At 67.4% G+C, this 20,925-nt stretch carries 21 protein-coding genes and 1 tRNA gene; 11 read left to right on the top strand and 11 right to left on the bottom strand.

The features are described from left to right. Window positions 1–70: 70 nt before the first annotated feature. The 3 genes from VEA80_RS17275 to VEA80_RS17265 form a co-directional block, all read right to left on the bottom strand. Window positions 71–1,138, bottom strand: coding sequence for an OmpA family protein (locus tag VEA80_RS17275; RefSeq protein ID WP_325062022.1), 1,068 nt, complete (start codon window positions 1,136–1,138; stop codon window positions 71–73). A gap of 188 nt (window positions 1,139–1,326) precedes the next feature. Continuing rightward, window positions 1,327–2,304: an OmpA family protein gene (locus VEA80_RS17270; protein WP_325062021.1), complete on the bottom strand. Its 978-nt coding sequence runs from the start codon at window positions 2,302–2,304 to the stop codon at window positions 1,327–1,329. Between the two features lie 280 nt (window positions 2,305–2,584). Continuing rightward, entirely contained in the window at window positions 2,585–3,610 is a 1,026-nt protein-coding gene (locus VEA80_RS17265) for an OmpA family protein (protein ID WP_325062020.1), read from the bottom strand. Between the two features lie 577 nt (window positions 3,611–4,187). Between VEA80_RS17265 and VEA80_RS17260 the strand changes: the two genes are divergently transcribed. Together VEA80_RS17260 and VEA80_RS17255 are read left to right on the top strand one after the other, a co-directional pair. Beyond that, a complete protein-coding gene (locus VEA80_RS17260; protein ID WP_325062019.1) occupies window positions 4,188–4,610 on the top strand; it encodes a hypothetical protein in 423 nt (140 codons plus the stop codon). A 46-nt stretch (window positions 4,611–4,656) separates the two neighbouring features. Continuing rightward, window positions 4,657–4,732: transfer RNA gene (locus VEA80_RS17255), tRNA-Lys, on the top strand. Between the two features lie 7 nt (window positions 4,733–4,739). Here VEA80_RS17255 and glpK read toward each other — a convergent pair. From glpK to VEA80_RS17230, 5 genes are all read right to left on the bottom strand, one after another. Next, complete coding sequence (gene glpK, locus VEA80_RS17250; RefSeq protein ID WP_325062018.1) at window positions 4,740–6,224, bottom strand: glycerol kinase GlpK; 1,485 nt, start codon at window positions 6,222–6,224, stop codon at window positions 4,740–4,742. Window positions 6,225–6,255: 31 nt separating this feature from the next. Further along, entirely contained in the window at window positions 6,256–6,570 is a 315-nt protein-coding gene (locus tag VEA80_RS17245) for a hypothetical protein (RefSeq protein ID WP_325062017.1), read from the bottom strand. A 9-nt stretch (window positions 6,571–6,579) separates the two neighbouring features. Next, window positions 6,580–6,972 (bottom strand): hypothetical protein, encoded by a 393-nt coding sequence (locus tag VEA80_RS17240; RefSeq protein ID WP_325062016.1) that lies wholly within the window; start codon window positions 6,970–6,972, stop codon window positions 6,580–6,582. Window positions 6,973–6,983: 11 nt separating this feature from the next. Beyond that, a complete protein-coding gene (locus VEA80_RS17235; protein WP_325062015.1) occupies window positions 6,984–7,199 on the bottom strand; it encodes a hypothetical protein in 216 nt (71 codons plus the stop codon). 143 nt (window positions 7,200–7,342) lie between these two features. Next, window positions 7,343–8,305, bottom strand: a complete 963-nt coding sequence (locus VEA80_RS17230) for a nitronate monooxygenase family protein (RefSeq protein ID WP_325062014.1) — start codon at window positions 8,303–8,305, stop codon at window positions 7,343–7,345. A gap of 242 nt (window positions 8,306–8,547) precedes the next feature. Between VEA80_RS17230 and VEA80_RS17225 the strand changes: the two genes are divergently transcribed. From VEA80_RS17225 to VEA80_RS17185, 9 genes are all read left to right on the top strand, one after another. Further along, window positions 8,548–10,446 (top strand): methylmalonyl-CoA mutase family protein, encoded by a 1,899-nt coding sequence (locus VEA80_RS17225; protein WP_325062013.1) that lies wholly within the window; start codon window positions 8,548–8,550, stop codon window positions 10,444–10,446. Beyond that, entirely contained in the window at window positions 10,443–11,144 is a 702-nt protein-coding gene (locus VEA80_RS17220; RefSeq protein WP_325062012.1) for a GH25 family lysozyme, read from the top strand. Before VEA80_RS17225 ends, VEA80_RS17220 begins: the two co-directional genes overlap by 4 nt. A gap of 190 nt (window positions 11,145–11,334) precedes the next feature. Continuing rightward, a complete protein-coding gene (scpA, locus tag VEA80_RS17215; RefSeq protein WP_325062011.1) occupies window positions 11,335–13,488 on the top strand; it encodes a methylmalonyl-CoA mutase in 2,154 nt (717 codons plus the stop codon). A 3-nt stretch (window positions 13,489–13,491) separates the two neighbouring features. Continuing rightward, a complete protein-coding gene (locus tag VEA80_RS17210) occupies window positions 13,492–13,839 on the top strand; it encodes a hypothetical protein (protein ID WP_325062010.1) in 348 nt (115 codons plus the stop codon). Window positions 13,840–13,899: 60 nt separating this feature from the next. Next, window positions 13,900–14,646 (top strand): lysoplasmalogenase, encoded by a 747-nt coding sequence (locus VEA80_RS17205; RefSeq protein ID WP_325062009.1) that lies wholly within the window; start codon window positions 13,900–13,902, stop codon window positions 14,644–14,646. Window positions 14,647–14,851: 205 nt separating this feature from the next. Next, window positions 14,852–15,184 carry an endonuclease domain-containing protein gene (locus VEA80_RS17200; RefSeq protein WP_325062008.1) on the top strand — a complete coding sequence of 111 codons (333 nt, stop codon included), beginning with the start codon at window positions 14,852–14,854 and terminating at the stop codon, window positions 15,182–15,184. Window positions 15,185–15,300: 116 nt separating this feature from the next. Beyond that, window positions 15,301–17,139 (top strand): DNA helicase RecQ, encoded by a 1,839-nt coding sequence (gene recQ, locus VEA80_RS17195; protein WP_325062007.1) that lies wholly within the window; start codon window positions 15,301–15,303, stop codon window positions 17,137–17,139. Between the two features lie 291 nt (window positions 17,140–17,430). Then, complete coding sequence (locus VEA80_RS17190; RefSeq protein ID WP_325062006.1) at window positions 17,431–17,937, top strand: hypothetical protein; 507 nt, start codon at window positions 17,431–17,433, stop codon at window positions 17,935–17,937. A gap of 141 nt (window positions 17,938–18,078) precedes the next feature. Then, window positions 18,079–18,255, top strand: a complete 177-nt coding sequence (locus VEA80_RS17185; RefSeq protein ID WP_325062005.1) for a hypothetical protein — start codon at window positions 18,079–18,081, stop codon at window positions 18,253–18,255. Window positions 18,256–18,262: 7 nt separating this feature from the next. On the opposite strand, the gene VEA80_RS17180 is transcribed toward VEA80_RS17185, so the two are convergent. The 3 genes from VEA80_RS17180 to VEA80_RS17170 are packed head-to-tail and all read right to left on the bottom strand — an operon-like array spanning window position 18,263 to window position 20,864. Continuing rightward, complete coding sequence (locus VEA80_RS17180) at window positions 18,263–19,552, bottom strand: hypothetical protein (RefSeq protein ID WP_325062004.1); 1,290 nt, start codon at window positions 19,550–19,552, stop codon at window positions 18,263–18,265. Then, window positions 19,549–20,685: an OmpA family protein gene (locus tag VEA80_RS17175; protein ID WP_325062003.1), complete on the bottom strand. Its 1,137-nt coding sequence runs from the start codon at window positions 20,683–20,685 to the stop codon at window positions 19,549–19,551. The genes VEA80_RS17180 and VEA80_RS17175 overlap by 4 nt, the downstream gene beginning before the upstream one ends. Then, complete coding sequence (locus VEA80_RS17170) at window positions 20,682–20,864, bottom strand: hypothetical protein (RefSeq protein WP_325062002.1); 183 nt, start codon at window positions 20,862–20,864, stop codon at window positions 20,682–20,684. The genes VEA80_RS17175 and VEA80_RS17170 overlap by 4 nt, the downstream gene beginning before the upstream one ends. Window positions 20,865–20,925: the final 61 nt, after the last annotated feature.

The following is a 20,925-nucleotide window of genomic DNA, read 5'->3' as shown; positions in this document are numbered from 1 at the left end:
CCGGCGGGCTCAAGTCCAGCGCGGCGACGCAAAACGGGCCCGGCGTTCAGCCGGGCCCGCCTCGCTGGGTCTATCGGAAGCTGATCGTCACTGCGGTGCGGCGGTTGAGCGGCTCGCGCACGCCGTCCGCCGTGGCGCGGGCGAGTTCGGTTTCGCCGCGGGCTTGCGTCGTGATCGAGCCGGCGGCGATGCCGCGGGCGACCAGCGCATCACGGACCACCGAAGCGCGACGCTCCGACAGGCCTTGGTTGTAGGTCGGCGAACCCGAGGTGTCGGTGTGGCCGACGACGACGACGCCGCCGACATCGCACTGACGCGCACGGTTCACGGCCGCATCGATGGTTTCGAGCGCGGCCTGGTTCAGGTTCGAACGATCCCACTCGAAATACACGACGAACTCAGACGTCGGGCACGTCGTTACGGGTGGCGGCGGCGGCGGCGGCTGCACCGGCGGCGGTGGCGGAGGCGGCGGTGGCGGCGGAGGTGCGGCGGCGGCGAAGCGATAGTTCACGCCGATGCGTACGCTGTCCGTCTCAGGCGTGATCCCTTCGTCGTAGCCATCCGCTGGAAACGAAAACCGCGTCTGGTCCATTTCGTCGTGGCGATATTCGATGAAGCCACTCCAATTCGAAGCGAAGCGGTGTTCTGCGCCAATGCCGTAGGTCCAGCCGTCGACGTCCTCATTCACCGACCCCGTTGTCGGCGCCGTCGCATCGACGTCCATGCGCACCCAGCCGGCTGTCAGGTAAGCGAGCGTATTCGGCGTCAACAGGTATCCGCCGCGTGCTCGAACGGAATATTCCGAGTTGATCTCGACGCCGTTGACATCGCCGCCCGTGCCGCCGTCGTCGCCTTCGCGGTCGCCCCACGTGCCCTGCGCTTCGAGCCCGAGCACCCAGTTGCCGCCCAGTTGGAAATCATAGCCGGCTTGGACGCCATAGATCCAACCGCTGACGTCAGGCGCGTCCTGGTCGCTGAAGATATATGGCCCACCCACGTTGCCGTACGGCTGGTCGGCTTCGCCCTCCGTGTAGCCGGTGTGAGCGCCGACATAAAAACCCTGCCAATCCTGCGCGGAAGCCGCGCCGGCCGTCAGCGCAGCCATCGCGGCTGCGATCGTCGAGATGCGCTTGAGCATGTGTTCCCCTCCCGTCGAAAAAAGGATCGCCCCGTCGATCCCGCCCGCCCGAAGGGATCAAAGGTGAGCCAAGTCTCGCTCCGGCCTCGCGGCGCGACCAGGGTTTCCTGGTTACAAATTCTTCAGACGCGAACAAAAGGGCCCGGCTTTTGACCGGGCCCTTCGCCGTTTCAGTCAAGCCTCGCGGATCAGCCGAAGCTGATCGTCACCGCCGTGCGGCGGTTCAGCGGCTCGCGCACGCCGTCCGCAGTCGGCCGTGCGAGATCGGTTTCGCCGCGGGCTTGCGTGGTGATCGAGCCGGCGTCGATGCCGCGCGCGACCAGCGCGTCACGCACCACCGAGGCGCGGCGTTCCGACAGGCCCTCGTTGTATTGCGGCGAGCCCGACGTGTCGGTGTGGCCGACGACGACGACGTTGCTCACGTTGCACTGACGCGCGCGGTTCACGGCCGCATCGATGGTTTCGAGCGCAGCTTGGTTGAGGTTCGAACGATCCCACTCGAAGTAGACGACGAAGTCAGATGTCGGGCAGGCGACGATTTGCGGCGGCGGCGGCGTCGTCACCGGCGGCGGCGGAGTCGTGGTGACCGGCGGCGGCGGCGCTTCTTGCGCGCCGAAGCCCCAGCGAATACCGACCATCACCGCTTGCTGCTCGTAATCGGCGTCGAAGGTGTCGAAGTCGATTTCCGGCGCCATGAAGTAGCGATAGCCGATATCGAGCACGGCGTTTTCGCTCATCGCATAACCGACGCCGGCCATGCCCTGATAGGCCCAGCCGTCGGCGTCGTCGAACGCGTCGGTCTCGGCGTTGACGTAGCCCACGCCCAAGCCGAGGTACGGCTGGAAGCGGCCGCCGCGGTTGAAGTCGTAGTAGACGTTGGCCATCGCCGACCAGACCTTCACTTCGTCGGCGAGCGTATCGATGTCGTTGTTGCGATAGTCGATCGCGCCCTCGGCGCGGAAGCCGCCGGCGAAGCCGTAGCCTGCGCCGACCGAAGCGACGAAGTCGTCTTCGAGATCGTAGCTCGTGACGCTATCGTCGATTTCGCCGTCAATGCTGGTGCCGACGTCGAGACGTCCGTACCAACCTTCTTGCGCGTTCGCGACGGTGGCCGCGCTCGCCATCAGTATGGCGATCGCCAACGTGCGCATCAGTTTCGATTTCATCTGGCCATCCCCTGAATCTGTTCGGCCCCATAATGGGCCGCGTTTTGCGGCTGCGTTGAAGGGTGTGCTTCCAATACCCCGCGGCAATGGCCGTTAACCACTTTTCTCCCGTCTTGGCGCGAATTTTCTCAATGCGTGCGCGGCGGGCACGCGCAGTTCCCCGCACAGGTTAGCGCCGCGCGCGTCATACGTGCGCCAGGCGATTTCGAGCGCCGATCGACCCAAAGCAAAAGGGCCCGGCTTGCGGCCGGGCCCTTCGCAGTTCTGACTAAGCTGACGCTTAGCGGAACGTGATCGTCACCGCGGTGCGGCGGTTGAGCGGCTCGCGCACGCCGTCCGCCGTCGCACGGGCGAGTTCGGTTTCGCCGCGGGCTTGCGTCGTGATCGAGCCGGCGGCGATGCCGCGGGCGACCAGCGCATCACGGACCACCGAAGCGCGACGCTCCGACAGGCCTTGGTTGTAGGTCGGCGAGCCGGACGTGTCGGTGTGGCCGACGACGACAACGCCGCCGACATTGCACTGACGCGCGCGGTTCACGGCCGCATCGATGGTTTCGAGCGCGGCCTGGTTCAGGTTCGAACGATCCCACTCGAAGTACACGACGAACTCAGACGTCGGGCACGTCACCGGCGGCGGCGCAACCGGCGGCGCGGTCACGGGCGGCGCGACCGGCGGCGGCGCCACGACCGGAGCGGCCGGCGCGGCGAACTGGTAACGCAGGCCGACGGTGATGGCCTGGTGCTCGTAGTCGAACTCGCCGGTGACAGTGCCTTCGTCGAATTCGGCGCCTTCAGCGACGAAGTGACGGAAGCCGACATCCAGATCGAGTTGTTCGGTGATGCCGACGGCGACGCCAGCCATCAGCTGATAAGCGGTGACGGTGTCTTCGCCTTCGATGAAGACGATGCCGTCGGTCGCCGAGCCGTTCAGGCGCGCAGCGCCGACGCCCGCGCCGATGTAGGGCTCAAGCGCGCCGCCGCGGTTGAAGTCGTAGAACAGGTTGGCCATGGCCGACCAAGCGTGCAGGTCGCCGTCGAGCACGACGTCTTCGTCGAGCTGATTGAAGCGGTGGCCGAGTTCGCCTTCGAGGCGGAAGCCGCCGCCGAACGCGTAGCCGAGGCCGAGATGTTCGGTCCAGTCGTGCTCCAGCGTGACCTCGCCGCCGAGGTCGTCGGATTCGACCGTGCCGTCGAACGACCAGCCGATGTCAGCGCGGCCGTACCAGCCTTCCGTCGCGTTCGCGACGCCGGCGGTGCCCGCCATCAGAGCCGCAAGCGCGACCGTCTTCGTGATGCGCGATTTCATATTCACCCCTCTAAAGTGGTCCCCTACGCCGCCGATCGCTGCGACGCAGCGTTCGCGCCTAGCGCGCTTACGGCCTAGGCAGGAACGAAGCAGTAGGAGACGTTAATCTCCTGCCGCCGCTTACCGAACCGTTACTAACCGGCCCAGTTCCCGCCATAGTCCCTTAATGCCGGATACTGGCGCCCAAAAGCCACGAAGTCCATGCGATCTCCGCGACGAGTCACCGGATTTGCCCGCCGCCGGGGCCTTTTGCGGCCCGCCCGTGGCCTTGGCGCGACACAGGGCTGAAACGAAAAGGGCCGCGCCCCCTCCAGGCGCGGCCCCCGTCCCCTCATCGCCCCTGCGTTCGTCCTCAAAAGCGCTAGCTCGAGGACGTCCCCCGCCGAAAAATCGATGAGCGCCGGCACTCTGCTGTCCGAAGCCGCGGGCCGCCAGCGTAGAAGGCGCCATGCTGCGGCATTTCCTCTCTGTTGTTGCGGTCTCGACACACGATCGCGTGATGGAACGCCCAGTAGCGGCATTGGGTTGGGGCTCTGCTCCCAAACTCCTCCCAAACTCCCGTCAGTGAGGTTCCCCCGTGCCAAGAGCAGAACGCGATCCCTATGCCGCGCCGCATGCGCCCAGGTCCGTCAGCGGCCCTCTCCTGAGATACGCGATCATCGCCGGCCTGCTGGCGGCCGCCGGCGCAGGCTACGCGACTCTGAACGAGGGGCCGGGCCTGACGGATCGCGTCCCCGCGGTGCAGGTTGCCGAGCCGGAGCCGGAGCCGGCCGCCACGCTGGCGGACGCGAGCCAAGATCCGGCCTATCAGGCCGCGCAAGCCGCGCCGCCGCAAGCCGCGCCCACGCCGCCTGCGCCGCCGCGTCGCGCCGCCGCGCGCACCCCTCCGCGCCAGGCGCCGCCCGCCGCCGCCGAGTCGACGCCCCCTGCGGCGGCCGAACCTGAGCCGCCGCCGCTCGCCACCGCGCCTGCGGCCACGCCGCTGCCGCCGGAGGGCTGAGGTTGCGTGCGCGCCAGCATCGGCTTAAACGCCGCGCTTCGCGTGCGAGCCCGTAGCTCAGTCGGTAGAGCATCTGACTTTTAATCAGGGGGTCGCGGGTTCGAATCCCGCCGGGCTCACCATGCGGCGCTAGCGGCGCGCCGCGCAGAGCGCCGCATCCACCGCGGCCCGCCAGCCCGCGCGCAGCTTCTCCCGCTCCGCCGCGCCCATCCGCGGCGCCCAGCGCGCGCTCGTCGCCGCGCCAACGCCGTCCAAGGATTGGATCAACCCCGCGCCATAGGCGGCGAGCTTTGCCGCGCCCAAAGCCGTGACTTCCTGGAATTGCGGCCGCGCCACCTCGACCTCGCAGACGTCCGCGAGAAACTGCATCGCCCAACCGTTTGCGGTGAGGCCGCCGTCGATCAGCAGGCGCTCGATCCGCGGCGCGCCGTCAGCGCGCAGCGCGTCGAGCAGATCGGCGGTCTGATAGCCGACCGCTTCGAGCCCGGCGCGCACGATATGATCGAGCGTTGAATCGCGCGTCAGCCCCACGATCGTGCCGCGCGCCTCGGCGCTCCATTGCGGCGCGCCGAGCCCGGCGAACGCCGGCACCAGATAGACGCCGCCATTGTCGCGCAGCGAGGCGGCGATCGCTTCGGAGTCGGCGGACGTCTTGATCAGCTTCAGCCCGTCGCGCAGCCATTGCATCGTCGCGCCGGCGGAGAAGATCGAGCCTTCGAGCGCGTAAGCGAACACATCGCGCGTCTCATAGCCGATCGTGCCGAGCAGGCGGTTGGCAGAATGCGGCGCCGCTTCGCCCATGTTCATCACCAGGAACGCGCCGGTGCCGAACGTCGCCTTCGCCATGCCCGGCTTGAAGCAGCCGTGGCCGACCAGCGCAGCCTGCTGATCCCCAGCCATGCCATGGATCGGGATCGCTGCGCCGAAATGCGCCGCATTCGCCTCCCCGAAATGCGCGTCGCAGGCGCGCACGTCCGGCAGCAGACTGCGCGGCGCGTTGAACAGCGCGCACATCTCCTCGCTCCACTGACGTTTCGAGATATCGAACAGCAATGTGCGCGAAGCGTTGGTGATGTCGCTCGCATGGACCCGGCCTTGCGTCAGCCGCCAAACGAGAAACGTCTCGATCGTGCCGAACGCCAGTTCGCCGCGCTCCGCCCGCGCTCGCAGGCTGGGCTGATGATCGAGAATCCAGGCGATCTTAGTGGCGGAGAAATACGGATCGAGCAGCAGGCCGGTCGTCGCCTGCACGCGCTCTTCGTGGCCACCTTCCCGCAGCGCTGCGCAAAGCTCGGACGTGCGCCGGTCCTGCCAGACAATCGCCTTGTGCACGGGCGCGCCGGTGGCGCGATCCCACACCACCGTCGTCTCGCGCTGATTGGTGATGCCGATCGCCGCGATCTCGCCGACGCCGCCGATCTGCGCGACCGCCGCGCGGCACACTTGAAGCGTCGCCGCCCAGATCTCCTCCGCGTCGTGCTCGACCCAACCCGGCTGCGGATAGTGCTGCGTCAGCTCGACCTGCGCCGTCGCGCGCGGATTGAACTCCAGATCGAAGACGATGGCGCGCGTCGAGGTCGTGCCCTGGTCGATGGCGAGGATGTGCTTGCCCATGGCCCGACAAAAGAGCGCGCCGCGGCGAAGGTCAACCGGCGCCGCGCTCGGCCAGCGCTTCGCGGAAGCCGGCGGACGCCGCGCGCACACGCGCCAGCGCCGCGTCCATCTCCTCGGCGCTGACCGCCCGCCCCGCCGCCGCCATCGCTTCCACGTCGGCGCGCACCGCCGCAAGTTTCAGCGCGAGATCGTCGAGGTTCGTCGTCACGACGCCGCCGAACGCGAGCGCCCGCGCGGCCAAATCGAGAAGCTCCGCAGCCCGGCTGCGATGCTCCTCCGGCACGAGAGGCAGGAGCGCCGACAGCGCGGCGAGCAGGAGCTGCACCTGCAAGATCAGCTTGGACATGAGACGCTCCTATCGGTTTGAGCGGACCAGGGACTGAAGCTCGGCGACCGCAGGCGCCGCGGAGGCGACTGCGCGCTCCAGCCGCGACTGCGCTGCGCTCGTCCGGGCGGCGCGATAGGCGGCGAGCGCGCCGTGCAGCGCTTCCACAACCGGCGTCGCCGCCGCTTCGGCCCGCGCCAGCGCCGCGCGCGCTTCGGCCGGTGTCGCCGGATCGCGCACGATGTCGGCGGCTTCTTCCAGTATGGCGGCGTAGCTCTGCGTCAGCGCGTAGGCGCGCTGATCGAGCGTCCGCGCCGCGGCGACCGGGTTTTCGATCCGCGTCCCGCCGACCGGCAAGGACGCGCACGCGGGCGTCGCCGCGAGCACAAGGGCAAGCGCGAAGACGCGCATTGAACGATGCATGGCTGTTCTCCTCAAACGATGGGCGCGCGGGCCCGGGTGCGGCCGATGGCGACGCCGATCAGCCCGAGGGTGACGACGAGATCGATGAGCGCGGTGGCAAGTTCCTGCGCCGCGCCTTCGGGCAGCGCGACGCCGAGCCGCTCGGCGGCGGCGGCGATGGCGATCGCGGCGGCGCTGCGCAAGGTGAGCGAATGGATCGCCGGTTTTTCAGTCTGATGGTTGGTCATGAACTCCTCGCTTGATGAGCTGAGGAGTTTAAGGCTGCCGGAGCGCGGTCGGATTGAATCGCTTAAGCGCGCCGCGCTTCGGAGCCGCAACCGCTTGATAGGCTTTATGATGTGGGCGCAAGCCGCCGCGCAGAATGCGGGGATTAGCCGGCGCACGATCCCCGTTTCGCCGCATCATATTCGCGCTTCAAGCGCGCGACGAGATCGGCGGTGGAGACCACTTCATGCACGGCGCCGACGCCCTGGCCCGCGCCCCAAATTTCTTTCCAAGCTTTCGCCTTGGAGCCCTCGCCGCCGCCGAAGCTCATCTTGCTGGGATCGCTGGTGGGCAGATTGTCAGGATCCATCCCAGCTTTGATTATCGAGCCCTTCAGATAATTGCCGAGCACGCCGGTGAAGAGGTTGGAATAGACGATGTCGCCCGCGCTCGAGTCGACGATCATTTGCTTATAGGCTTCCGGCGCATTCGCTTCCTTGGTGGCGATGAAGGCTGAGCCGATATAGCCGAGGTCCGCGCCCATCACTTGCGCCGCCAGGATCGCTTTGCCGGTGGCGATGGCGCCGGACAAGAGCAGCGGACCGTCGAAGAATTCGCGAATCTCGTGGATCAGCGCAAACGGCGAGAGCCCGCCGGCGTGCCCACCGGCGCCGGCGCAGACCGCGATCAATCCGTCGGCGCCCTTCTCCAGCGCCTTCTTGGCGAACGTCACGTTGATGACGTCGTGCAGCACGATGCCGCCATAGGAATGGATCGCCTCGTTCACTTCCGGCCGCGCGCCGAGCGAGGTGATCACGATCGGCACTTTGTGCTTCACGCACATGGCGACGTCATGCTCGAGCCGCGCATTGGTCTTGTGGACGATCTGGTTGACCGCAAACGGCGCCGCTGGCGCATCTGGGTGCGCCTCGTCATAAGCGGCGAGATCGTCCTTGATGCGGTAAAGCCAGTCGTCGAGCAACGACTCGGGCCGCGCATTCAGCGCTGGAAACGAGCCAACGATGCCGGCCTTGCACTGTTCGGTCACCAGTTCGGGGTTGGCGATGATGAATTGGGGCGCGCCCACGGCCGGTAAGCGCAGCTTGTCGAACAAAGGCGGCAGGGCCATCATCGTCTCCTAAAGCGCCGGACTTGAAATGCGACCGAGAGGTTGGGTCGACCGCTTGTCGCATTTCAAGTCCAAAAAGGCGCTTTAGACTCAAGAGTCTCAGCGCAGCTTATGGATTTGAAATTCGCTCCACGCGTGCCACCACCCCCAGGCGAATTTCAAATCCGCTGCGCTGGTTGCGTAAGGCGTAGCTTGCGGCGAAAAGCGCGTCGATGCCTGACATGGCGTCAACTGGAGCGGAAATGACTGAGACCACCCTCTCCCTCGGCGAGCCGGCGGACGAAGCGGCTTGGCGTGCGCTGGTGGAGCAAGGCTTGAAGGGCGCGCAATGGGCGCGGCTCGTCGGCAAAACCGCCGACGGCATCGCCATCGAGCCGCTGTACCGCGAGCCGGATATTGCGACGGCCGACGATGTTTCCGGCGCGCCGGGCGCTGCGCCATTCATCCGCGGCGGCCGTGACGGCGCCTGGCTGATCCGGCAGGCGTACGATCACCCCGATCCCGCGCGCACGAACCAGGACATCCTGGCGGATCTGACAGGCGGCGTCGGCGCGATCGAACTCGTGATCGACCCGAGCGGCGCGCGCGGCGTTGCGATCCGCGATGCACGAGATTTGGACGTTGCGCTCGCCGGCGTCATTATCGAAGCCGCGCCCGTCTCGCTCGACGCGGGCGAACGCGGCTTGTGGGCGGCCGGCCTGCTTGAAGCGAAGCTCAAAGGTGTCGCCGCGCCGGGAACCGCATTCAATCTCGATCCCATCGGCTCGCTGATGCGCACCGGCGCGCAAGGCGCCGACTCAAAACACATTGCGGCATGGGTCCAGCGTCTGCGTTGGGCGCTGCCCGACGCCAGAGTGGTCCGCGCCGACGCCCGTCCCGTGCACGAAGCTGGCGGAAGCGAAGCGCAAGAGATCGCCGCGGCGCTTTGCAGCGGCATCGCGTATTTGAGGATGGTCGGTGATGAACACGCCCTCAGCGCGGGCGCTTGGATGCAGTTCGCCATCTCTGCCGGACCCGATGTGCTGGTAGAAGCGGCGAAGATGCGCGCACTGCGGCTCTGCTGGGCGCGCGTCATGGAAGCCATCGGCGCCCCGCCCGAAGGGCGCGCCGCGCACATTCACGCCTTCACCTCGCGCCGGATGCTGACGCGTTACGACGCCTGGACCAACATCCTGCGCATCACCACCGCCGCGTTCGCCGCCGGCGTCGGCGGCGCCGATATTGTCACGACCGGCAACTTCACCGATGCGCTGGGCCTGCCGACGCCGTTCGCCCGCCGCGTCGCCCGCAACACCCAACACGTGCTGCTCGAAGAATGCCGCCTCGGCCACGTCGCCGATCCCGCCGGCGGCGCCTGGTTCGTCGAAAAGCTCACGCGCGAGCTCGCCGCCAAGGCCTGGGAGATCATGCAGCTGATCGAGAGCAAGGGCGGCATCGTCGCATCGCTCGATCTGCTCGCCGATCTCGTCGCCGGCGCCCGCAGTGCGCGCCAGAAGCTCATCGCCACGCGCCGTGAAACAATCACCGGCGTCACGGATTTCCCCCTGCTCGATGCGGTGGCGCCGGAAACATCCTCCCCCGCGCGCGGGGGAGGTCGCGAGCGGAGCAAGCGGGAGGGGCGCGTCCCCAACAACTCCCCCCTCAGTCTCGCTGCGCTCGACAGCTCCCCCGCAAGCGGGGGAGCATTTCATCCCATCCGCTGGGCCGAACCGTTCGAAGCGCTGCGTGACCGCGCCGAAGCGATCCGCCCGCGCCCAGCGGTCTTCTTCGCCACACTCGGCCCCCTCGCCGCCTTCGGTCCGCGCGCGCAATTCGCGCGCAACCTGTTCGCCGCCGGCGGCGTCGCCTCCATCGGCGAAGAAGAGCACTATGCCTCGCGCGATCAGATGATCGACGCCTTCCGCAGCCAATCCGCCCGCGTCGCCGTTATCTGCGGCGCCGACTCCGCTTACGCCGAACACGCGGAAAACGCCGCCCAGCGCCTCAAAGCCGCCGGCGCCGACTGGGTCCTCCTCGCCGGCAAGCCCGGCGACAGCGAAACCAAACTCCGCGCCGCCGGCGTCGATCAGTTCATATACGCCGGCCAAGACGCCGCGGCCGAGCTGGAAACGCTGCAGACGGCTTTAGGGATCGGCGGATGAAGCGCATCGCGCTCATCGCCGGCGCGCTCGCCGTCCTTGCGGCGCTGGTCGCCATGCTCGGCGGCTGGTGGACGCCGTGGGCGAGCCGCTACATCCAGGGCGTCGACGTCTCCTGGCATCAGGGCCCGATCGATTGGCGCGCGCTCGCCGCCGACGATGTCGCCTTCGCCTACATCAAGGCGAGCGAAGGCGCCGATCACGTCGATCCGCGCTTCGCCGTCAACTGGCGCGAAGCCGATGCGGCGGGCCTGCGGCGCGGCGCCTACCACTTCTTCACCCTATGCCAGCCCGGCGCGCGCCAGGCCGCCAACTTCATCGCCGCCGTGCCGCGCGCCGACGGCGCTTTGCCGCCCGCGCTCGATCTCGAACACATGGGCCCTTGCCGCCGCGGGCCGACAATGCCCGACGTCATCGCCGAAGCGCGCATCTTCCTCGACCGCGTCGAAGCGCATTATGGCGTCAGACCCATCATCTACACCACGCGCGAATTCCACGACGCGCACCTGACCGCGCTCACTGGCGAGCGCTTCTGGCTCCGCTCGCTCGGCGTCGAACCGCGCTTCCGCCAACGCGACTGGATCATCTGGCAACACCACAATCGCGGCCACAAAGACGGCGTCAACGGCCCCATCGACCTCAACGCCTTCCGCGGCGACGCGGCGGCCTTGGCGGCTTTTGCGAGCGGAGCCACAAGTTGATGGGCCGCAAAAGTACGCGCCACCCTCTCCCTCCTTTGGGAGGGAGAGGGCAGGATGAGGGTGGAGCATCGCCGCTTGGAGCATTTGCGCGAGCGAGCGACTGGGCGCTCGAAACGTCAGCCGCCCGCGCTGCCCCCTCACCCTGCCCTCTCCCCCTCGCGGGGGAGAGGGTTCTCTTGGGAAATCGCTCATGACACTGCCCGACTTCAGCAAGCTCACACTCGACACCGATGTTGCATCTGCGACTACGTCGACGCACCAGCCCTGGCTCACGCCCGAAGGCATCGCCGTTCGCACCGCCTACGCCGCCGCCGATCGCGCGAACCTCGACTTCGTCGACGGCTTCCCCGGCCTCGCCCCGTTCGGCCGCGGGCCCTATCCCACCATGTACGTCCAGCAACCCTGGACCATCCGCCAATACGCCGGCTTCTCCACGGCCGAAGACTCGAACGCCTTCTACCGGCGCAATCTCGCGCACGGGCAAAAAGGCCTCTCCATAGCCTTCGATCTCGCCACCCACCGCGGCTACGATTCCGATCACCCGCGCGTCGTCGGCGATGTCGGCATGGCGGGCGTCGCCATCGATTCCATTCTCGACATGCGCACGCTCTTCAACGGCATCCCGCTCGACCAGATGAGCGTCTCCATGACCATGAACGGCGCGGTGCTGCCGATCATGGCGCTCTATATCGTCGCCGGCGAAGAGCAGAACGTGCCGCACGCCAAGCTCTCCGGCACGATCCAGAACGACATCCTCAAAGAATTCATGGTGCGGAACACGTTCATCTATCCGCCGAAGCCCTCGATGCGGATCGTTTCCGACATCTTCGCCTACACCGCCGCCGAGATGCCGAAGTTCAACTCGATCTCGATCAGCGGCTATCACATGCAGGAAGCCGGCGCGACCGCGGACCTCGAGCTCGGCTACACTTTGGCAGACGGCGTCGAATACATCCGCGCCGGTATAGCCGGCGGGCTCGACATCGACAAATTCGCGCCGCGGCTCTCGTTCTTCTGGGCCATCGGCATGAACCCGTTCATGGAGATCGCCAAACTGCGCGCCGCGCGCCTCCTCTGGTCGAAGCTCACGGCTGAGTTCAATCCGAAGGACGACAAATCCCGCGCGCTACGCACGCATTGCCAAACCAGCGGTTGGTCGCTCACCGCCCAGGACGTCTACAACAACGCCGTCCGCACCTGCGTCGAAGCCATGGCCGCCGCCTATGGCGGCACGCAATCTTTGCACACCAATTCGCTCGACGAAGCGCTCGCGCTCCCCACCGACTTCTCCGCCCGCATCGCCCGCAACACACAGATCCTGCTGCAGAGCGAAGCCGGCGTGACGCGCCCCGCCGATCCCTGGGGCGGCTCCTACTACATCGAACGCCTCACCGCCGACCTCGCCGCGAAAGCGTGGGCGCACATCGAGGAAGTGGAAAAACTCGGCGGCATGGCGCAGGCGATCGATCAAGGCTTGCCCAAGGCCCGCATCGAAGAAGCCGCCGCGCGCACCCAAGCGCGCATCGACACCGGCCATCAGACGATTGTCGGCGTCAACAAATACAAGCTCGACGAACCCGAAGACATTCCGGTTCTCAAAGTCGACAACGCCAAGGTCCGCGCGATGCAGCTGGAAAAGCTCGAGCGCCTGAAGCGCGAACGCAAACAGGTGGAAGTCGACGCTGCGCTCGAAGCGTTGGAAAGCGGCGCCCGCGGCAAAGGCAACCTGTTAGACCTCGCCGTCAAAGCCGCCCGCGCGAAAGCCACAGTCGGCGAAATGAGCGCAGCCCTCGAGCGCGCCTTCGCCCGCCACCAGCCGCCGATCCGGCTCGTCACCGGCGTCTTCTCGCGCGAAGCCGGCGACGACGCCGCCGTCGAACGCGCGCGCCAAAGCGTCCACGCCTTCGAGGACGCCGAAGGCAAGCGCCCGAAAATCCTCGTCGCCAAGATGGGCCAAGACGGCCACGACCGCGGCCAGAAAGTCGTCGCCAGCGCCTTCTCCGATCTCGGCTTCGACGTCGAAATCGGCCCCCTGTTTGCGACACCGGAGGAAGTCGCCGACCAGGCCATCGCCAGCGGCGTCCACGTCGTCGGCGTCTCCTCGCTCGCGGCCGGCCACCTCACGCTAACTCCCGCGCTGCGCGCTGCATTGGTCGAACGCAACCGCCCCGACATCATGATCGTCATCGGCGGCGTCATCCCGCCGGAGGATGTCGAAACGCTAAAAGAGATGGGCGCCGCGGCGGTGTACCCGCCCGGCGGCGTGATCGCCGACATCGCGCAGAACCTACTGACCGCGCTGAACGAGAAGCTCGGTTACGCGCAGCCGGCGCGGCGGGATTGAGCCATGTGGACGTTGGCCGTCATCTTCGCCTTCGTCTATGCGCTTCCGGAGCTGACGCTGCTAATCGCTTACTCCACTCTGGAAGCCCTGGGCTATTCAGCGTTGTTCGGCATCGCAATGACACTTGTTGTCCAGCGCCTGGATGGGCCGCCACGCGCGCTCGCATTGATCATTGGCGGCGTGACCTTTGGATTTCCCGTTCCCATGATGCTGTCCGCTGGCTACCCAGTGGACGTCTCAGGCATCTGGGTCGGGCGCGCGATATGGTTCTCAATCGCCACGGTGTTGCTATTGATCGCCAACACCCACCTCAAACGGCAGCAAGCGCAGGATCGCGGTGCGCGGCGCTAGCGCGGCTACCGGCAGGCTAGCTGCTTGTCTCTGGCACATCGAACCAGCATGACGCTGCTCATGAAGTGGTTCTTGCTCGCACTCTCCGCCCTCCTCGCCCTCGCCTACGGCGCGTTCGGCGCGAGCCTCTACGTCGGCGAACCGCCTTACGTGCTGCCGGCGCTGCGCAAATCGTCCGGCATCATCGTGCTAGTGCTGATTGCACTATGGAGCGCGGATGGCGGCAGGTTGGACCGCGCGGCTCCTGCCGCGCATGCGGCGCGGAGCGCCGCGCTCCAACCTGCAAACGCCAGCGCGGCCCATAACAAGGTCCTCGCCGCCGCGCTCCTCTTCGGCGCGCTCGGCGACGCGCTGCTCGCCTGGAGCCCAGACACGTTCCTCTACGGCGCGTTCGCGTTCCTGATCGGCCACCTCTTCTACATCGCGCTTTTCCTGCGCTCCGGCCTCGGCCTCGCCGCGCTGAAGCAGCCGCCGCGCGCACTCGCCGCGCTCGCGCTGATCGCCGCCGCCCTAATCATGACTTCGCTGCTCGTGCCGCGCGACAGCGCCATGTTCATCCCGCTCAGCGTCTACACCGGCGTGCTCACGCTGATGGCGATCATCTCTTTCACGCTCCCCGCCGCGCGTTGGCTCGCTATGGCCGGCGCAGTGCTCTTCTTCATCAGCGACGGCTTCGTCGCCTGGAACATGTTTCATCCCGACCCCGACCCAACGCTCGCCCACTGGCGCAGCTTCGCCGGCTGGATGATCTACTGGGCCGGACAGGCTGCGCTCTGCTTCGGCGCGCTGGGTTTGCACAAGCGCTGACTGGCGAGCGCAGAGCTACCGACTCCCCGCCCCCTTGCGGGGCGGGGTTGGGGGTGGGGGTGACGGCGGTGCACCCCGCAGAACGAAACGCACGATGACAATTGCAAGTAGTCGCAATAGTCTCGTGCAAATGAGCGACAGAACGAAAGGATGACTCACACCGCCGGGCGTCGCAGCGCGGCAGAAATCCGATCGCGCCGTGCCGATGGCAAGGCGATCGCGCAAGCAGATGACGCCTGCGGAGAAAGAACTGTGGAGCGCACTGCGCCGCATTGCGCCGGAGCAGGCGCACTTTCGCAAACAAGCGCCGCTCGGCCCGTTCATTGTCGACTTCGCAAGCCACGCAGCAAAGCTCGTCGTCGAACTCGAAGGCGGCGCCCATAATGCACCGGACGTTGCACGGAGCGACGCAAGACGTCGCTCCTGGATCGAGGGCCGAGGCTACCGTGTGCTGCGCTTTCGGAATGAAGAAGTCATCAAACACGCCGTCACAGTCGCCAGGTACATAGCCGCCGAAGCGACAGCGCGAATGACGTGAACCGCAGCGCGCCAGCATTTGCACGGGCGCCGCCGTTACCCCTACCCCCAACCCCGCCCCGCAAGGGGGCGGGGAGTCGCTTGGTTGGGCGACCCATTCCGTGTAGCTCAACGCATGTGACTCACCCCGATCTCACCGCCGCCCGCGACATCCTGCGCCGCGTGTTCGGCCATGACGACTTCCGCGGCCTGCAGGCCGACGTCATCGCCGAAGTGCTCGAAGGCCGCGACGTGATGGCAGTCCTCCCCACCGGCGGCGGCAAGAGCTTCACCTACCAGATCCCGGCGATGCTGCGCCCCGGCGTCGGCCTCGTCGTCTCGCCGCTCATCGCTTTGATGCAGGATCAAGTCGCCGCGCTCCGCGCCGCCGGCGTCGCCGCCGCTCGGCTCGATTCAACGCTCGACCGCGAGGCGCGCCACAATTGGCTCTCCGCCGCGCGCGAAGGCCAACTCGACCTCCTCTACGTTTCGCCGGAAGGGCTGATGGCGGGCGGCATGCTCGACTTTCTGCAGCAATGCCCGATCGCTTTGATCGCCATCGACGAAGCGCACTGCGTCAGCCAATGGGGTCACGACTTCCGGCCCGACTACCGCGCCCTCGGCGCGCTTGCGGACCGTTTCCCCAATACGCCGCGCATGGCGGTGACCGCGACGGCGGACCTCAAAACCCAAGCCGACATCCGCACCCAGCTGCGACTTGAACACGCCAAGAGCTTCATCGCTTCGTTCGACCGCCCGAATCTCGTGCTCGCCGCGGAGCGCAAGCCGGCGAAGACGCAAGATCGCATTCTCGACCTGGTCCGGGCGCGGCGCGGCAAGTCCGGCATCGTCTATGCGGCGACGCGCGACAATGTCGAGAAGACGGCCGAGAACCTGCAGCGCGCGAACATCCCCGCGCTCGCCTACCACGCCGGCCTCGACGCATCGCTTCGCGCCGAACGCCAGCACCGCTTTCAGGAAGAAGACGACGTCGTCATGGTCGCCACCATCGCCTTCGGCATGGGCGTCGACAAACCCGACGTGCGCTACGTCATCCACGCGGATTCGCCGAAGAGCATCGAAGCCTATTGGCAGGAAGTGGGCCGCGGCGGCCGCGACGGCGAAACCGCCGAAGGCTTCTGCATCTACAGCGCCGCCGATCTGCGGCGCGCCATCATGTTCGCCAACCAGTCGAACGCCGGCGAGCAAGTGCGCGCCGTGCAGATCAAGAAGGCGCGCCAGCTCTTCGCCTATCTCGACGGCCTCACCTGCCGCCGCGCCGGCGTGCGGCGCTATTTCGGCGAAGAGAACGCAGAACCGTGCGGCGTCTGCGACATCTGCACCGATCCGCCGGTCTCGATCGACGCCACCGAAATGGCGGCGAAAGCTATCTCGGCCGTGATGCGGATGGATCAGCGCTTCGGGCGTGGACGCGTGGTGAACCATTTGCTCGGCAAGGCGGCCGATCAGCTCGACGAGCAATATTCATCACGCACCACATTCGGCATCGGCGCCGATCAGCACGAGAGCGTCTGGCGCAACGTGATCGAGCATTTGTTGTTCGAAGGCGTGCTGAGCGAGGGCGACGGTGAGCGGCCGACGCTCTCCGTCGGCGACGACGAGGCGGTGCGCGCGATCTTCCGCAAGGAGCGCGTGATCCGCATGCGCGAAGCAGCGAAATCGACGCGCCGCAGCAAGGAAGAGCGGCGCGCCTCACGCGACGCGAAGAGCGCCGCCAAGCGGGATTTCCAAGGCGAAGAGGCCAAATTGTTCGAGGCGCTCCGCGCCTGGCGGCGCGAAACCGCGCACGCGAACGGCGTGCCGCCCTACGTCATCTTCCACGACGCCACCCTCGCCGCCATCGTCCGCGCCAAACCCGCCGACATGCCCGCGCTCGCCCGCGTCCCCGGCATCGGCGAAGCCAAACTGAAACGCCACGGCGCCGAACTGCTCGCGGTCGTGATCGCGGGGTGTTGACTGGACGCGCGCACCGGTAACGCGAGTTAGAGGCTTCGTCATTCCGGGGCTCAGCGCAGCTGAGAACGAACCCAGGGGCAACCAGCACAGCTCGTAGCCGTTGATTCCGGATCGCGCTCCGTGCGTCCGGAATCACGTACGTGCAGCGCCAACGCGTGCGGATGCGCTCCCAAGAGGAGGATAACACTCTCCTCTATCCATGCGTTTTCTCGCGCAAGCGCTTGAATTCAAACGAGCGGCGCAAAATCAATCCGACCGCGCCCTGGGCGCCGTATAATGGCGCCCATGCACATGTCCAAACGCCATCTCTCGCTTCATCGCCGCGCCAGGCTCATTGCCTGGGCGCTGGCGATGCTGACGTGGATGGCGCAAGTGCTGTTCGCCGACGCGCCGTTCACGCAGCGCCACGCGCGTCGGCGCGGCCCGCGCATGTCGCTCGCCGGGCTCACCCACATGGTCCGGCAGCTGATCATCGTGCGCGCCGCCGATCTCGCGCGCCAGAGGCCCAAGAGCCGTTTCAACTTTCACTATCGCGGCTACGACCGCACGCCTCGCGCCGTCATCCGCGCCGTGATCGGGGCGCGCGTGCGGCGGATGCTGAAGCGCGATGATCTTGCCGCCCGCATCGGCGTGCTGATCCATGCGCTAAATCACCTCGACCAGTACGCGTCGATCGTCGCCAGGCGCCTGCGCCGGCGCCTTACCCGGCTTTGGCCGATCCTCGCCGCGCCGGCGGCGTTCGCGGTTCAACTTATCGAACCCGCGTGCGCCGTCGCCGCCTTCGACGACAGCTCCTGATCTTGCGGTACGCACGTCCGCAAAACTCACCCTCAACGCCGCGCCGAACCCGTTCGTCCGCGGGCGCCGGCGCATGCCTGACGCAAACCGTAAGTTGACGCCGCCCTCGCCGCCCTCAACTCTCTCGCCAGGAGGAACCGCATGAGCCAAACGAGCCAGACCGTGAACGCCCTGCGCGAACGCGCCGAGCGCGAGATCGCGCTCGCCAAGGCGACGGGATCGAAGGCGACCGCCAGTCCCGATTACAGCAAAGTCTTCATTACCCGCCGCGACGGCACGCGCGAGACCGTGCGCATCACCCCGCCCGCTTTGCACTGAGCGCGGTTCAGGCTTCTTCGCTTTCGAACATGCGCCGCGCCGCGGCCGGGCCATCGCGGGCGAGATCGTCCGCCTGCTCGCGCCACTCTTCCCGCTCGATCCGTCCTTGCAAACGCAGATACTGATCGATCCAAGCGACGTGCTCGGCGGTCCAGGCCGCGATCTGATCGTAGTGATAGACGCCGAGCGCATAGAGCGTCGTCTGCTGCATCAGGCTGATGCTGTCGATCAGCGTCAGATCGTCCGGCGCGCCATTGCGCGCTGACGCGAGCACCGGCGGTTTCACGCGCCGCTGCGGCGCCGGCGCCGGCGCCGCAGGCGGGGGCGGTTCTGGCGCCGGTTCGGCTAGGGCTTCTGGCGCTTCGACCGGCGCCGCGATCATCTCCGCCGCCGGCGCGGCGGCGGCGCGTTCTTCGAGATGGCGCACGCGCGCTTCGAGATAACGCGCGCGCCATTTCCACAGGTCGGGATCGGGTCCCGCTTCTCGCGCCGGCGCCGACACTGGTTCGGCCTGCGCCGCCTGGGTTTGAAGATGCGCCACGCGCCGCTCGAGATAAAGCAGCCGCCAACGCAACAGCACGTCGACATCGACATCCGAAGCGAACGGCTCCGCTTCCGGTTCGGCCGCCGCTGCAGCCGGCGCAGCGCGCGCGCGCAACTCCTGCTCCAGATAAGCCGCCCGCGCCGCCGCTTCCCGCGCCCGCCACTCCGGCAGCGGCGAAGGCGCCAGCGGTTCAGCGACAGGCGCCTGGACGATAGGCGCCGGCGCGACATGGTTCGGCTGCGCTTCGAGATAACGCACGCGCTGTTCGAAATAGCGGAGGCGCCAGGCGAGCAGCGCGCCATCCTCCTCCTCCACCGGCTCGGCGTCCGCCTCGATCGCCGCGGCGCGCTCCGCCTCGTGCGCGGCCGCGAGTTCGCGCAGACGCGCCAACTCCTCGGCGTCCGCCTCGCGCCGCTCCGCCAGCCGCCGCAGTTCGGCCGCCTCGCCGCTGACTTCGTCGACCCGCGCCCGCGCGTTCTCGAGCGCGTGTTCGAGTTCGGCGATGCGGCTTTCGCGGATGCGGGCGAGACTGTCGGCCGCTTCGGCGCGCGCGCGCTCGGCCTCCAGATCGGCGGCCGCACTGTCGTCGCCCGCGGCGAGGCGCCCGAGATCGCGCACCAGCCGATCCCGTTCGCGCCGCAGCGCCAGCCGTTCCGGCGCGCCCCGCTGCGCGGCATAAATCCAGCCGGCCACGCCGGCCGAGAGCGCTGTCAGGAACAGCCAGATCGACAATTGCCCGATCAGATAGATCATGTCGGCGCTCCGCTGACGTAGAACTCGATCCGCCGGTTGATCGCCTGCCCGGTCGGCGTCGCATTGCTGACCCGCGGATTGTCCGGCCCATAGCCGCGCGCCGAGAGCCGCGCCTCCGCCACGCCCTGCGAGGCGAGATAATTGGCGACCGCGTCGGCGCGCGCGCGCGATAGCTCCATGTTCATCTCGCGCGCGCCCTGGTTGTCGGTGTGTCCCGCAACCTCGATCGCAAAGCGATCGCAGCGCAGCGCCACCGAGGCGAGCGAATCGAGCACGCGCCGGCTCGACGGATCGATGGTCGCCGAATTTGGTGCGAAATTGATGACGTTGCGCTCCATCAAGCGGTCAAACGCTCGCTCGCACGTTTCCGCATCGCCCGTGGCAAGATTGAGTCCTTGCAATTCCGGGTGTTCGACATCGAGCCCATCGATCGTCACGGCAAGCCGCGAACGGAACGGCGCCGGCGGCTCTTCGAACGCCGCGCGCAGCGCTTCGACGCTTTGCGGGTCGCCGTCGCCGATAAAGGCGATCTGTGTGTCGACGATGCGCACTTCGCCGGCGCTGAGCCGCGCGAGCATGCGCACGGAATCGCGCGCAACTTGCGCGAACGTGTGCGACGGCGCCCCGCCGGCGACGCGCATCTCGTTCACCGGATCGGCGTTAGTGAATACCGCGCGCGCGACCTGAACGAGATCGGCGCGCACGTTCTCGCTCGGCACGGCGCCCGAGAGCACGATACGGTTTCCATCGCGCCGCGCCGACCAGACATAAGGCCGCTCGATCGGCCCGACCGCCACGCCCGACGCATCGACGCTGGTGACCCCGCCCGCCCAAGCGCCGCCCGCGCCGGCCGCCGTCAGCGCCGCGCGCCGCGCCGCTTCGATGTCAGCTTCGCTCTCGACCATGCCGCGCAGGATCGCGCGCTGGCCGTCCATCTCGATGTCGAGCCCTGGAAAACCCGCATTCGTCAACGCGGCCGCCACGCGCTCTTCCAGCACGTGCGGCATGCGCCAGACCGAGCCGTCATGCGGCGCGGCCAAGCCCAGCACCATCGCAATGAAAGCGCAGCTGCCCGCGATCAGCAGGGCGATCGGCAGCCGTTCGTCGGTTTCAGGTTCCGGATAGTCCATCATGGGCCGCGGGCGCGCCGCACCTGAGCGTCGGTCAACAGATGGCGCAGTTCGTCGTTCTCGCGCTCCTCGGCCTTGGCGCGGGCGCCGGAAATCATGGCGAACGCGCGCCAGCCGACGGCGAAGCCGATCAGGCCGGCCGCGATGAACAGGATCACCTCCGACAAGAACAGGCCGATCATCTTTCCCGCGCCGCGTGCGCCCCTCAACCGCTTTAACGCCCTTCTAATGGCTCAAGAACTA

Origin of the sequence: Vitreimonas sp. (assembly GCF_035627415.1) — a bacterium.
GTDB lineage: Bacteria > Pseudomonadota > Alphaproteobacteria > Caulobacterales > Aquidulcibacteraceae > Vitreimonas.
The sequence above is the reverse complement of the archived record's forward strand: the minus strand, read 5'-3'. Positions and strand labels throughout refer to the sequence as shown.